12 protein-coding genes and 2 tRNA genes are annotated in these 12,344 nt (G+C 64.7%); 9 read left to right on the plus strand and 5 right to left on the minus strand.

Going from position 1 to position 12,344, the window contains the following annotated elements; all coding sequences use genetic code 11:
- Window positions 1-15: 15 nt before the first annotated feature.
- The 5 genes from C7I36_RS06995 to C7I36_RS07015 all read left to right on the plus strand — a co-directional run bounded on the left by C7I36_RS06995 (window position 16) and on the right by C7I36_RS07015 (window position 3,997).
- Window positions 16-156: a DUF3149 domain-containing protein gene (locus C7I36_RS06995; RefSeq protein WP_106453007.1), complete on the plus strand. Its 141-nt coding sequence runs from the start codon at window positions 16-18 to the stop codon at window positions 154-156.
- Between the two features lie 112 nt (window positions 157-268).
- Entirely contained in the window at window positions 269-853 is a 585-nt protein-coding gene (gene smrA, locus C7I36_RS07000) for a DNA endonuclease SmrA (protein WP_106453008.1), read from the plus strand.
- 26 nt (window positions 854-879) lie between these two features.
- Window positions 880-2,355: a carboxypeptidase M32 gene (locus C7I36_RS07005; protein WP_106453009.1), complete on the plus strand. Its 1,476-nt coding sequence runs from the start codon at window positions 880-882 to the stop codon at window positions 2,353-2,355.
- A gap of 65 nt (window positions 2,356-2,420) precedes the next feature.
- Complete coding sequence (locus C7I36_RS07010; RefSeq protein WP_106453010.1) at window positions 2,421-2,798, plus strand: thiol-disulfide oxidoreductase DCC family protein; 378 nt, start codon at window positions 2,421-2,423, stop codon at window positions 2,796-2,798.
- A 113-nt stretch (window positions 2,799-2,911) separates the two neighbouring features.
- Window positions 2,912-3,997 carry a ketoacyl-ACP synthase III gene (locus C7I36_RS07015; RefSeq protein ID WP_106453011.1) on the plus strand — a complete coding sequence of 362 codons (1,086 nt, stop codon included), beginning with the start codon at window positions 2,912-2,914 and terminating at the stop codon, window positions 3,995-3,997.
- 16 nt (window positions 3,998-4,013) lie between these two features.
- On the opposite strand, the gene C7I36_RS07020 is transcribed toward C7I36_RS07015, so the two are convergent.
- Window positions 4,014-4,490, minus strand: a complete 477-nt coding sequence (locus C7I36_RS07020; protein WP_106453012.1) for a VC2046/SO_2500 family protein — start codon at window positions 4,488-4,490, stop codon at window positions 4,014-4,016.
- Window positions 4,491-4,614: 124 nt separating this feature from the next.
- Here C7I36_RS07020 and C7I36_RS07025 point away from each other — a divergent pair.
- Window positions 4,615-4,699, plus strand: a tRNA-Tyr gene (locus tag C7I36_RS07025).
- A 54-nt stretch (window positions 4,700-4,753) separates the two neighbouring features.
- Window positions 4,754-4,838: transfer RNA gene (locus tag C7I36_RS07030), tRNA-Tyr, on the plus strand.
- Window positions 4,839-4,937: 99 nt separating this feature from the next.
- On the opposite strand, the gene C7I36_RS07035 is transcribed toward C7I36_RS07030, so the two are convergent.
- On the minus strand, window positions 4,938-8,030 hold the full coding sequence (locus C7I36_RS07035) for an efflux RND transporter permease subunit (protein ID WP_106453013.1): 3,093 nt from the start codon (window positions 8,028-8,030) through the stop codon (window positions 4,938-4,940).
- Window positions 8,017-9,039, minus strand: a complete 1,023-nt coding sequence (locus tag C7I36_RS07040; protein WP_106453014.1) for an efflux RND transporter periplasmic adaptor subunit — start codon at window positions 9,037-9,039, stop codon at window positions 8,017-8,019. The genes C7I36_RS07035 and C7I36_RS07040 overlap by 14 nt, the downstream gene beginning before the upstream one ends.
- A 179-nt stretch (window positions 9,040-9,218) precedes the next feature.
- On the opposite strand from C7I36_RS07040, the gene C7I36_RS07045 reads away from it, so the two are divergent.
- The gene (locus tag C7I36_RS07045) at window positions 9,219-9,977 is read left to right on the plus strand and encodes an SDR family oxidoreductase (RefSeq protein WP_106453015.1); all 759 of its coding nucleotides are present in this window, start codon (window positions 9,219-9,221) and stop codon (window positions 9,975-9,977) included.
- Window positions 9,978-10,024: 47 nt separating this feature from the next.
- Window positions 10,025-10,834, plus strand: a complete 810-nt coding sequence (xthA, locus tag C7I36_RS07050; RefSeq protein ID WP_106453016.1) for an exodeoxyribonuclease III — start codon at window positions 10,025-10,027, stop codon at window positions 10,832-10,834.
- A gap of 65 nt (window positions 10,835-10,899) precedes the next feature.
- Here the strand turns inward: xthA and C7I36_RS07055 are convergent, their stop codons facing one another.
- On the minus strand, window positions 10,900-11,592 hold the full coding sequence (locus C7I36_RS07055; RefSeq protein WP_106453017.1) for an ABC transporter permease: 693 nt from the start codon (window positions 11,590-11,592) through the stop codon (window positions 10,900-10,902).
- Window positions 11,593-11,595: 3 nt separating this feature from the next.
- On the minus strand, window positions 11,596-12,336 hold the full coding sequence (locus C7I36_RS07060) for an ABC transporter permease (protein ID WP_106453018.1): 741 nt from the start codon (window positions 12,334-12,336) through the stop codon (window positions 11,596-11,598).
- Window positions 12,337-12,344: the final 8 nt, after the last annotated feature.

Raw genomic sequence — 12,344 nt, forward strand, 5'->3', positions numbered from 1 at the left:
AAAGGAGACGGATCTATGGCATTCTGGCTTGATTTGATGTTTGGCAGCGACGTCGGCTTGATGTCCATGCTGGTGATAATTGCGACTGTGCTGTTGATCAGTTTCTATGCCGGCTACTTTGTCTACAAGGTCATGAAGTCCGAACCCGGCCGTTAACCCGCGTTAATCAACGGTGGGCCCCGACCTCCTCCTCCCCCGGGGTCCGCCGTTTCCTCCCGCCCCCAACTTGCTTATACTGCGGCTATTCCCTGCCAGAGGAGCCGCCGCCATGACCCCTTGTTCCGAATGGTCGTCCTTCGTGGACGAACTGGATGGACTGACCCCCTTGTGCCAGGATACCCAGCCGGCCGTCCGCCGCCCCGGGCGGGATAACGCCAGCCTGGCCGCCCGGCGCCAGGCCGCCGAAACCGACCGCCAGGCCTGCGAGCCCGCCCTGTCGCTGGAGCAGGTCAGCCTGCTGCGCCCGGACGATATCGTCAGCTACAAGAAAGACGGCGTGCAGGAAGGCGTGTTCCGCAAGCTGCGCCTCGGCAAGTACCCCTGCGAAGCCCGCCTGGATCTGCACCAGCATACCGTGGAGCAGGCCCGCCGCGCCCTGCTCGGCTTTGTGCGCAACTGCCTGCGGCAGGATCTGCGCGCCGTCATGGTGGTGCACGGCAAGGGCGAGCGCAGCCAGCCCCAGGCACTGCTCAAAAGTTATGTCTCCGGCTGGCTGCCCCAGTTGCCCGAAGTACTCGCCTGCCACAGCGCCCTGCGCCTCCATGGCGGCAGCGGCAGCCTCTATGTGCTGCTGCGCAAAAGCGAACGGGCCAAACAGGAAACCCGCGAACGCCTTCAGAGCCGACAAGGCTGAACACCGACAAGATACAAGGAAACCCCATGTCCTATTCAACGCTGGCGAACCACTTTGAACAGTTGCACCACCTGCAACACCTGGGTGCCATATGTGGCTGGGATCAGGCCACCATGATGCCGCCCGGGGGCAACGAAGCCAGGGCCAATGCCCTCGGAACCCTGGCGGAGCTCTGCCATCGCCAGTTGCAGGACGAACGGCTGGCGGACTGGTTTGCCGCCGCCGAAGAAGAGTCTCTCAATCCCGGCCAGCAGGCCAGTCTGGCCGAAATGCGCCGGGCCTGGCGCGATGCCACCCTGTTGCCGGCGGACCTGGTCCGGGCCCGCTCCCTGGCCGGCTCCCGCTGCGAGCACGCCTGGCGCAGCCTGCGCCCGGCCAATGACTGGGCCGGTTTTTTACCCCTGTTCGAGGAGGTGGTCGCCCTGTCGCGGGAAGCCGCCGCCGCCCGGGCCGACGCGCTCGGCCTGTCCCGCTACGACAGCCTGCTGGAACTCTATGAGCCGGGCATGCGCGGCGCCACCCTGGATCCGCTGTTCGCCCAACTGCGCGGCTGGCTGTTGCCGCTGATCGACGAAGTCCGGGAAAAACAGCGGGGCGAGCCGGTCCTGCCGCCCGCCGGGCCCTTCCCCATTGCCGGGCAAAAGGCGCTGGGGCTCGATGTCATGAATCTGCTCGGCTTCGATTTCAACCACGGCCGGCTCGACGTCAGCGTCCATCCCTTCTGCGGGGGAGTGAGCGAAGACGTGCGCCTGACCACCCGCTATGACGAGCAGGACGTGGCCCAGGCGCTGATGGGCATCATCCACGAAACCGGCCATGCCCGCTATGAACAGGGGCTGCCTGCAGCCTGGCGCGCGCTGCCGGTGGGCCAGGCCAGATCCATGGGCGTGCATGAGTCCCAGAGCCTGTTTTTCGAGATGCAGCTGGCCCGCCATCCGGCCTTTCTGGCCCGGCTCTCGCCCCTGCTGGAGCGCCACTTCGGGTCCCAGCCCGCCTTCGCCCCCGACAACCTGGCCCGGCTTTATACCCGGGTCGAGCCCGGGCGTATCCGGGTGGATGCGGACGAAGTGACCTACCCGGCCCACGTCATGCTGCGCTACGACATCGAGCGGGATCTGATGGAAGGACGGCTCGAACCACGCCACCTGCCCGAACGCTGGGACCAGCTGATGCAGGACTACCTGGGACTCGATACCCGGGGCGACTACCGCAACGGCTGCCTGCAGGACATCCATTGGACCGACGGCAGCTTCGGCTATTTTCCCAGCTACACCCTGGGCGCCCTGTATGCCGCCCAACTGGAGGAAGCCCTTGGCCGCCAGCTGGGCCCCCTGGATGATCTCATCGGCCAAGATCCCGGCGCCATTTTCGACTGGCTGGACCAACACATCTGGCGCCACGGCAGCCTGCTCGATACCGCCGAACTGTTGCGCCGGGCCAGCGGCCAGGCGCTCGATCCGGAGCCCTTCCGGCGCCATTTGCGACAGCGCTATCTCGGCTGATTAAGACTATGCTGAAATAACGAGGGGCGCAGGGACTGCGCCCGCCGGGCCGGGGAGGGCCAGGGATGGACGGAAAACACCCCCGCCACCAGTTGGTGGTATTCTACGACGGTGCCTGCGAGGGCTGCGTGAAGGACAGGGCCCGCTACGAGCGCTGGGCCGGTGACGCCGGCCGAGACATTTACTGGTTCGACATCACCGGCCGGGAAGACGTCCTGCTCAGCCTCGGCATCAGCCCGCAAAAGGCCCTGCAGGAGCTGCACGTGCAGACCGCCAGCGGCGATATTTATTCCGAACTCGACGCCTACATCCTGCTGATGAAACGCCTGCCCCGGCTGCGATGGCTGGCCTGGATCATCGGCCTGCCGGTGATCCGCCCCTGCCTGTCCTGGCTCTACCGCCACTGGGTCCGCAACCGCCTGGAGCAGCAGGGCCGGATGTAAGCCGGCGGCGGGGTTAGAGCCCGGACTCGGGAATTGTTACCCGGCCATGACAGCCCGGTCCCGCTGGGGCATAATCGACCCACAAGCCCCGTTGCACACAGAGACCTATCGCCATGCGTTATGCCCATATCACCGGCTGGGGCAAGTGCCTGCCGCCGGCCAAGCTCAGCAATGAAGACCTCGGTCGCTTCCTCGATACCTCGGACGAATGGATCCGCACCCGCACCGGCATCCGCTCCCGCCGTATCGCCCATGTGGATACCTCGGCGCTGGCCACCGTGGCCGCCCGCCATGCCCTGGCCGCCGCCGGGCTCGAACCTGCACAACTGGACGGCATCATACTGGCCACCGCCAGCCCCGACAGCCTGGTGCCCAGCGCCGCCTCGGCCGTGCAGAAAAACCTGGGCATCCCCACCGCCGCCGTGTTCGACATCAACGCCGCCTGCACCGGTTTTATTTATGGCCTGAGCGTGGGTTCGGCCCTGATCAAGGCCGGCAGCATGGAACGGGTTCTGGTGATTGGCGCCGAGCGGCTGACCCATTATCTGGACTGGACCAAGCGGGATACCGCCGTCTTGTTCGGCGACGGCGCCGGAGCCGTGGTGCTGGAAGCGGGCACCGAGCCGCTGGGGCTGATCGCCGACAAGCTCGGCTGCGATGCCGAGGCCAGGGAAATACTGGCGGTGCCGGACTCGGGCACCTCCCGCCACCGCTTCGCCCATGTGGACGGCCTGTTCAGCGTCAATTTCGAAGGCAAGGAGATCTTCAAGCGGGCGGTCAAGGGCATGGGCGAAGCCGCCGCCGCCGTGCTGGCCCAGGCCGGAGTCGGCGAGCAGGACATCGATCTGCTGCTGCCGCACCAGGCCAATATCCGCATCATAGAAACCCTAGCCAAAAAAATGGCGCTGCCCGACGACAAGGTGATGGTGAACATCGCCGATTACGGCAATACCTCCGCCGCCACCGTGCCCATCGCCCTGTGCGAAGCCCTGGAGCAGGGCCGCATCCGCCCCGGAGCCCTGCTGCTCACCGCCGCTTTCGGTGCCGGCCTGACCTGGGGTGCCGGCCTGATCCGCTGGGGTGAGCGCATCACTCCCCGGGCCGTGTGCGACGCCACCCTGCCCCCCTGCGAGAAAAGCGCCCTGGAACTGCTGGAGCCGGCCATTGCCGGGTGCCGACGGGCCCACCTCGACGACTGAGCGTTAGCTGCCGCCGTCAGGCGGTGGCATGCACCGCGTTCAGCACATCAAGCATGCGTTCGGGCTGCACCATAAGCCCAGTTTTGAGGCTGCCGTCCAGCCGGGCCAGGGTACGGGGGTTGAGGTTGCCACTCACTTCCGCCGGCAATGCCCGATCCGAAACCCGCAGCGGTTCGGCGCGCATCGCCAGCAACAGACGCAGGCTGTCCTGATGCAGGCCGCCGGCCAGGGCGGACAGCTGGGGCGCTCGCAGGGCATCTTCTTCGTTGGCATAGAGGGGGTTGGCGGCCGGCAGATCGAAGTAGCGGCGCCAGTCGGGCTCGCCCTGCTCGTTCTTTGGCTCGTCGATGCGCGGCAGATCCCGGGCATCTTCCGAAATCAACGCCAGCAGCAGGCCAAAGTCGCCACGACGGCCCTGGTGGACGGCCTGGTTAAGGCTGTCACCGAGCTGGCTGTCGTTCACTAGCAGGTTGGCGTGGATCTCTGGCAGCATATAAAGTGCAAATATTAGGCGTTTAAACCTTTATCGGCAGCAAACCCCATAGTTTTAGCAAATTAATTGTTTTTAAGGGGTTCACAACGCCGTTCATTTTGGTAGTATGCGCCCCACAAAGTGTGGAGGGGTTCCCGAGTGGCCAAAGGGATCAGACTGTAAATCTGACGGCTCAGCCTTCACTGGTTCGAATCCAGTCCCCTCCACCATCCATTCCCGATTGCCGCACGGCGGCGGTCCTGCAAGTTGAAGCGTTTACTCGTGGAGGGGTTCCCGAGTGGCCAAAGGGATCAGACTGTAAATCTGACGGCTCAGCCTTCACTGGTTCGAATCCAGTCCCCTCCACCATCATTCAAAGCCGGTGCCTTGCACCGGCTTTTTTGTTTGTCCGCCGTTCGCCATCCCGGCCCTGCGGGGCAAGCCTGCGCAACGGCAGGCTTGCCCGGGTTATTCGGGCTTTTCCCGCAGCGCGTCATCCAGCAACCGCTGCTGGTGCTCGGGCGAGCTGGTATGGCGGGCCAGCAGCCGGTACATGGCGGGCACGATAAACAGGGTCAGCAGGGTGGCCAGGGCCACCCCGGCAAACACCACCACCCCCACCGCCTGCCGGCTTTCGGCGCCGGCACCGCTGGCCAGGATCAGCGGCACGGCACCGGCCACTGTGGTGAAGGCGGTCATCAGTATGGGCCGCAACCGGCGTACCGCCGCCTCCACCAGGGCCTCGTGAAACGCCATGCCCTTGTCGCGCAGCTGGTTGGCGAATTCCACGATGAGGATACCGTTTTTGGTGACCAGGCCAATCAGCATCACCATGGCTATCTGGCTGTAGGCATTGAGCGTCATGCCCGCCAGGTAAAGGCCGAGCAGCCCGCCGAGCAGGCCGAGCGGCACCGTCAGCAGCACGATAAAGGGATGCACGAAGCTTTCGAACTGGGCCGCCAGGATCAGAAACACCACCACCAGCGCCAGCCCGAACACAAAGGCCACGTCGCCCTGATTGGACTTGTATTCGAGCGATTCGCCCTTGTAGTCGACGGTGGCATTGTCGGGCAGGTGATCCCGGACCAGGCCGTCCAGATAGTCCAGCGCCTCGCCCAGGCTGTAGTTACCCACCAGGTTGGCGCTCAGGGTGATGGCCTTCTTGCGGTTGTAGTGGTTGAGGGAGGGCGAGGCGCCCTGCTCGTTGAGCCGCACCAGGCTGTCGAGGGAGACCAGCTCGCCGCTGCCGCTGCGCAGGTAAATGGTGGCCAGATCGCTCAGCCGGCTGAAGGCCTGCTCCTCGCCCTTGAGGTAGACATCGTACTCCTCACCCTGGCGCGAATAGGTGGTGATGGCCTGGCCGCCGAGCATGACGTTGAGGCTGTCGGCGACATCGGTGACCGAAATGCCGAGCCGGGCCGCCCTTTGTTGATCCACCTCCACCAGCAGTTCGGGTTTGGTCTGGGCATAGTCCAGGTCCAGATCGCTCAGGCCCGGGTTTTGCCGCGCCAGCTCGCGCAATTGTTCGGCCCACAGGTACAGTTCATCGTAGTCGGCGCCGCCGATGACGAATTCCACCGGCGAGGTGGAGCCGCTGCGGATGGAAGAGGGCAAGATCGGGATCACCAGCACATCCGCCACCTCCCGGGTCATGGCCCGGATCCGTGTCACCAGCTCCTCCGCCGACGGCTCGCGCTGGTCCCAGGTCGCCAGGCTGGCAATCACCATGCCGCTGTTGACGCCGCCGCCAAAGCCCGGTGTCCGCACCGTCAGGCTGGTGGCCACGCCTTCTTCCAGCAGCGGAGCCAGCCGTTCCTCCACCTCGCCCATGGCCCGGCTCATGCGCTCGAAACTGGCACCCTCGGCACCGCGCACCATCACGAAGATCACCCCCCTGTCTTCCCTCGGCGTCAGGCTCTGGGGGACTTCCCGGAACAGCAGTGCAATCAGCCCCAGCGCCGCCGCCATCACCACCGGCGCCCACCACACATGGCCCAACTCATTGCCGAGCAGGCGGCGGTAGCGCCCCTCGAGCCAGGCGAAACCGGCGTCGAAGTGGCGGGCCAGCCAGCCCGCCTGGCTGTGGGGACGCAGTATCTTGCTGCTCATCACCGGGGTCAGGGTCAGCGCCACCAGGGAGGAAAAGGCCACCGCCGAGGCCAGCAGCACCGCAAATTCGGTAAAGATGCGGCCGATGATGCCGCCCATGAAGACGATGGGCAGGAACACCGAGATCAGGGTCAGGGTCGTGGCGATCACCGCAAAGCCCACTTCCCGGGTGCCGTACCAGGCGGCCGCCAGCGGCGAACGGCCCCGCTCCAGGTGGTGATAGATGTTTTCCAGCACCACGATGGCATCGTCCACCACCAGGCCGATGGCCATGATCAGCGCCATCAGGGTAATGAGGTTGACCGAAAAGCCCATCGACAGGGCCACGATAAAGGCGCTGACCAGCGACACCGGCACCGTCACCGCCGGGATCAGGGTGGCGCGCACCTGGCCGAGGAAGATGTAGATCACCAGTACCACCAGGGCGATGGTGATCATCAGGGTCTGGTAGACCTCGTCGATGGCGCTCTCGATAAATACCGAGCTGTCGTAGGTCCAGGTCAGTTCGGTGCCGGGCGGCAGGAAGGGCTGCTGGGCCAGCACCGCCTGCTTGACCTCGTTGACCACGTCCAGGGTGTTGGCCTGGGTCTGCTTGACGATGCCCAGGCCGACCACGTTGAGGCCGTTGGAGCGGAACAGGGTGTCTTCCGGCTTTTCGCCCTCCCATACCTCGGCCACGTCGCGCAGGTAGACCCGTTCGCCGCCATCGACCCGCCGGATGGTCAGGTTCTGGAAGCTGTCCTCGTTGTCATAGCTGCGCTGGATGCGGGTGGCGAAATTCTGCTGGTCGTTTTCGAGGATGCCGGCAGGCAGCTCCACGTTCTGGGCCCGCAGGGCGGCGGCAATGTCCGCCACCGTCACCCCGCGCGCCGCCATGGCAGCGGGATCCAGGCGCACGTTCATCACCCGTTCCTTGCGCCCGCCGACCCATACCGAACTGACCCCGTCGAGCAGGCTGAAGCGGTCCGCCAGCACGTTCTGGGCGTAATCGCCCAAATCCAGCGCCGACATGCCGGTGGATCTCAGGGTGACCCAGAGGATGACGTCGTTGCGGCCGGTGTCCTTGGTGACGATAGGGGCGTCCGCCTCGTCCGGCAGCCGCCGCGAGGCACGGGATACCGCCTCGCGCACGTCGCTGGCGGCATTGTCCAGATCCCGGCTGGGATCGAATTCTATGGTGATGCGCGAGCTGCCGTCGGTGGTACTGGAACTGATGAACTTGACCCCGCTGATCCCCGACAATTCATCCTCGAGCCGCTTGGTCACCTGGGTTTCGAGCACGCCGGCACTGGCGCCGGTGTAGTCGGTACGCACCGTCACCACCGGCGAGGTGGTATCGGGCATTTCCCGCAGCGGCAGTTGCAAAAAGGAGATGAGCCCGAACACGCACAGCATCAGGCTCACCACTATGGCCAGCACCGGCCGGGCAATGGAAAGATCAGAGAGCTTCACGCTTGACCTCCACCTGCATGCCGTTGCGGATCTTGACCGTACCCTCGCTCACCACCTGCTCGCCCGGCTCCAGCCCGCCGGTCACCGTGACCAGTTCGCCCATGTTTCGGCCAACCTCCACCGTGCGCTGGCTCACCCGGCCGCCTTCGTCCACCACGAATACATAGCGCTGGTTGCCCGCATACAACAGGCTCTGGGCCGGGATCACCGCCTGCACACTGTCGTCCAGGGTCAGCCGGACCCGCATCAGCATGCCCGGCACCAGCAGGCCGTCGCTGTTGTCGAACAGCAGCCGGACCTGGGCATTGAGGGTGTCGGCGTTGACGCTGGGCGACACCACCGCCAGCTCGCCGATAAAGTCCCGGGCGCCGTAGGCTTCGGCGGTGGCGCTCAGCTGTTCGCCTACCCTGAGCTTGCGAAAGTGTTTTTCCGGCACCGCCAGATCCAGCTTGAGGGTGGCGATGTCGAGCAACTCGGCCACCGGAGTATTGGCCGCAAGCAGCAGGCCGGGGGCCACATCCGACAGCCCGATCACGCCGTCGAAGGGGGCTCTCAGGCTCAGGTAGTCGGCCTCCACCCGGGCCGCCTGCAGCTTGGCCTCGGCCATGGCCACCGCCGCCTGCTGGCCTTCCAGCTCGGTCTGGGTCACCGCCTTGCGGTTGAACAGGGTCTGGTAGTTGTTGAGGATACGGCGGGCATCCATCAGCGCCGCCTGGGCTTCCTTCACCGCCGCCTGGGCGGCCCTGTCGTCGAGACTGAGCAGCAGTTGTCCCCGCTCCACCCGCTGGCCCGGCACAAAGTGCACCTCGGTCACCCGGGCACTGACCTGGGGGGCAATGGCCACCTGCTGGTTGGCCTTGAGGGTGCCGACCAGTTCCAGGGAGGCCGGCACCGCCTGTTCGGTCACCCTGACGGTGGACACCACAGGACCGCCCTGGGCGGCCAGGCCACCCGAGCAGAGCAGCAGGCAGCCGAACAGCGGTCCCAGGTAATGGTTGTTCTTGCGCATTGTGTGATTCCTTATCCACGTCTGGCTCCAAGTGTACCGGCTTGCGGAACACAGACTATGTCAATTGCCGTCAAAGATGTGACAAAGTGTGGCAGCCCCCCGGTTGAGACCGTGACAAGCCGCCGAAAATCCCACTACGCTTTAGTCAGACCGCGCACCCGCTTTGCCGAGGAGACAGCATGAGCCAGGGCAAGATACTGATCACCGGCGCCGCCAGGGGCCTGGGGCTGGGCATGACCCGCTATTTCCTGCGCCACGACTACCAGGTGCTGGGGCTGGACATCGACAAGTACGCCCTTACCGAACTGGACGAAGCCCAGCTGCCGGGGCTGCAGCTGGTGCATCTGGACGTAGCCGACGAACAGTCGGTACAGACCCTGGCCCGGCTGGTGGAGCGCCAGTTCGGCCGGCTCAGCGGCATCATCAACAACGCCGCCATCAGCCTGCCCCATCACGAATCCCTGCGCCAGCTCTCGCTGGCCCACTGGCAACGGGTGCTGGCGGTCAACCTCACCGGTCCCATGCTGATCTGCAAGCATCTGTCCGGCCTGATGCGCCCGGGCTCGGCCATCATCAATATCGGCTCCACCCGGGCCCACCAATCCGAACCCGACAGCGAAGCCTACGCCGCCGCCAAGGGCGGCCTTATCGCCCTGACCCACGCCCTGGCCATCAGCCTGGGGCCCGATATCCGGGTCAATACCATCAGCCCGGGCTGGATCGACGTGACCGGGCTGCAGCCGGAACGCAGCGAGTCGCCGCCCGGCCCCGGCGACCATCGCCAGCACCCCGTGGGCCGGGTCGGCGAAGCGGAAGACGTGGCGGCCCTGGCCCGCTTCCTGCTGTCCTCGGAGGCCGGCTTCATCACCGGCCAGGAGTATGTGATCGACGGCGGCATGAGCAAACGGATGATCTACCCGGGGGCGGCTGCCGACTGAGCCGCTTTCTGCTAGCATGGGGCCACCTTTACCAAAGCGGCACCGCCATGAAAGTTGTTTCCTTCAATATCAACGGCCTGAGAGCCCGCCTGCCCCAGTTGCAGGCCCTTATCGACAAGCACAACCCCGACATCATCGGCCTGCAGGAAATCAAGGTCCACGACGACGCCTTTCCGGTGGCCGAGGTGGAAGCCATGGGATACCACGTCTACTTCCATGGCCAGAAAGGGCACTACGGGGTGGCCCTGCTCAGCCGGCAACCGGCGCTGGCCGTCCAAAAGGGCTTTCCCGCCGATCCGGAAGACGCCCAACGACGCATGATCATCGGCCGTTTCGCCCGTCCCGACGGCCAGCCGCTGACGGTACTGAACGGCTATTTCCCCCAGGGGGAGAACCGCAGCCACGACACCAAATTTCCGGCCAAGCGCCGGTTTTACGAGGACCTGCAACACTACCTGCGGGACTGCCACCGGCCCGACGAGGCAGTGGTGATCATGGGGGACATGAACATCTCCCACACCGATCTCGACATCGGCATCGGCGAACCCAACCGCAAGCGTTGGCTGCGCGAAGGCAAATGCTCCTTCCTGCCGGAGGAGCGGGAGTGGCTGGACCGGCTGCTGGAGTGGGGACTGGTCGATACCTGGCGATACCAGCACCCGGACGAGACCGGCATCTATTCCTGGTTCGACTATCGCAGCAAGGGGTTCGACGACAACCGGGGCCTGCGCATCGACCTTATCCTGGCCACCCGCCCCCTGGTGCAGGAACTGGCCGAAACCGGCATCGACTATCCGTTGCGGGGCCTGGAAAAGCCCTCGGATCACGCCCCCATCTGGGCCAGTTTCGGGGAATAAAGCGCAGGGACTGGGGACTGGAAATTATCACCCATCCCAAGTCCCGGATCCCCAGTCCCCTGGTCTTACGCCGTTCTCGGCCGCAAGTGCCGGAACCAGCGGTTTTCCAGCCTGCGAAAGCCCCACACCAGCAGGAAGGTCAGGCACATATACAGCAGCCCCGCCGCCAGGAAAGCCTCGAACGGCGAGTAATAGCGGGAGTTGACGATGCGCGCCGCGCCGGTGAGATCGGCGATGGTGATCACCCCCGCCACCGCCGAGCCGTGCAGCATGAAGATCACCTCGTTACTGTAGGCAGGCAGGGCCCGGCGAAAGGAGTTGGGCAAAATAATCCGCCGCAGGGTCAGCATCCGGCTCATGCCATAGGCATAGGCCGCCTCGATTTGCCCTCTGGGCATGGCGTTGATCGAACCGCGGATGATTTCGGCGGTATAGGCACCGGTATTGAGGGTAAAGGCCAGGATAGCGCAGAACCAGGCCTGGCTGAACCATTCCCAGGCCCAGGACTCCTTGAGCCACTGCCACTGGCCGGCGCCGTAGTAGATAAGGAACAACTGCACCAGCAGCGGCGTACCCCGGAAAAAATAGATATAGGCCCAGGCCGGCCCCTTGATCAGCCAGTTGGCGCTGTTGCGGCAGATGCCCGCGGGCACGGCGATGGCCAGGCCAAGCAGCAGCGACACCGCCACCAGGAACACAGTGGTGTACAGCCCCTGCCAGTACACTTCCCACTCGTTCAGGATGATTGAAAAATCCATGGCTTACCTCGTCTGGATGGCGTAATGGCGCTCGGCCCACTTGAGCATGGAAGTGGACAGGGTGGTGAACAGCAGGAAGATGATGGCCACCGCCAGGTAGAAGGTGAAGGGCAATTGGGTCGCGCCCGCCGCCAGGGACGCCTTGCGCACCATGTCGTCGAGGCCGATGATCGACACCAGGGCCGTGGTCTTGAGCAACACCAGCCAGTTGTTGCCCAGGCCCGGCAGGGCGTGGCGCATCATCTGGGGAAACAGGATGCGGCGAAACACCAGCAACGGATTCATGCCGTAGGCCCGGGCCGCTTCCAGTTCGCCCTTGTCCACCGCCAGTATCGCGCCGCGGAAGGTCTCGGTCATGTAGGCCCCGAAGATAAAGCCAATGGTGATAATGCCCGCCATAAAGGGGCTGATTTCGATGTAATCGGGTACATAGCTGACCCACTGGTGATCGGGGTTGCCCCCGCCAATCCAGTCGTTCAGCCTCTGATTGATGGAATAGAGCGAATTATTGAGCAATACCTGGCCGCCGAAGAAGATCAGCATCATCAGCACCAGATCCGGTATCCCGCGGATGACGGTGGTATAACCGGTGGCCAGCCAGCGGGCCGGCTTGAATGAAGAGAGTTTGGCCAATGCCCCCAGCAATCCCAGGGCCACCGCCAGCAGCAGCGACAGCAGGGCCACTTCGATGGTGACCCAGGCCCCTTCCATGAGGGCACCTTCGTATCCTTTCAGATCCAGCATAACGACTT

This window comes from Zobellella taiwanensis (genome assembly GCF_003012795.1).
In the GTDB taxonomy this organism is placed as follows: Bacteria; Pseudomonadota; Gammaproteobacteria; order Enterobacterales; family Aeromonadaceae; genus Oceanimonas; species Oceanimonas taiwanensis.

Excerpts from the sequence above, each read along its gene's own strand:
- C7I36_RS06995 (WP_106453007.1), top strand. The coding sequence starts at position 16 with ATGGCATTCTGGCTTGATTTGATGTTTGGCAGCGACGTCGGCTTGATG.
- smrA (WP_106453008.1), top strand. The coding sequence starts at position 269 with ATGACCCCTTGTTCCGAATGGTCGTCCTTCGTGGACGAACTGGATGGA.
- C7I36_RS07005 (WP_106453009.1), top strand. The coding sequence starts at position 880 with ATGTCCTATTCAACGCTGGCGAACCACTTTGAACAGTTGCACCACCTG.
- C7I36_RS07010 (WP_106453010.1), top strand. The coding sequence starts at position 2,421 with ATGGACGGAAAACACCCCCGCCACCAGTTGGTGGTATTCTACGACGGT.
- C7I36_RS07015 (WP_106453011.1), top strand. The coding sequence starts at position 2,912 with ATGCGTTATGCCCATATCACCGGCTGGGGCAAGTGCCTGCCGCCGGCC.
- C7I36_RS07020 (WP_106453012.1), bottom strand. The coding sequence starts at position 4,490 with ATGCTGCCAGAGATCCACGCCAACCTGCTAGTGAACGACAGCCAGCTC.
- C7I36_RS07040 (WP_106453014.1), bottom strand. The coding sequence starts at position 9,039 with ATGCGCAAGAACAACCATTACCTGGGACCGCTGTTCGGCTGCCTGCTG.
- C7I36_RS07045 (WP_106453015.1), top strand. The coding sequence starts at position 9,219 with ATGAGCCAGGGCAAGATACTGATCACCGGCGCCGCCAGGGGCCTGGGG.
- xthA (WP_106453016.1), top strand. The coding sequence starts at position 10,025 with ATGAAAGTTGTTTCCTTCAATATCAACGGCCTGAGAGCCCGCCTGCCC.
- C7I36_RS07055 (WP_106453017.1), bottom strand. The coding sequence starts at position 11,592 with ATGGATTTTTCAATCATCCTGAACGAGTGGGAAGTGTACTGGCAGGGG.
- C7I36_RS07060 (WP_106453018.1), bottom strand. The coding sequence starts at position 12,336 with ATGCTGGATCTGAAAGGATACGAAGGTGCCCTCATGGAAGGGGCCTGG.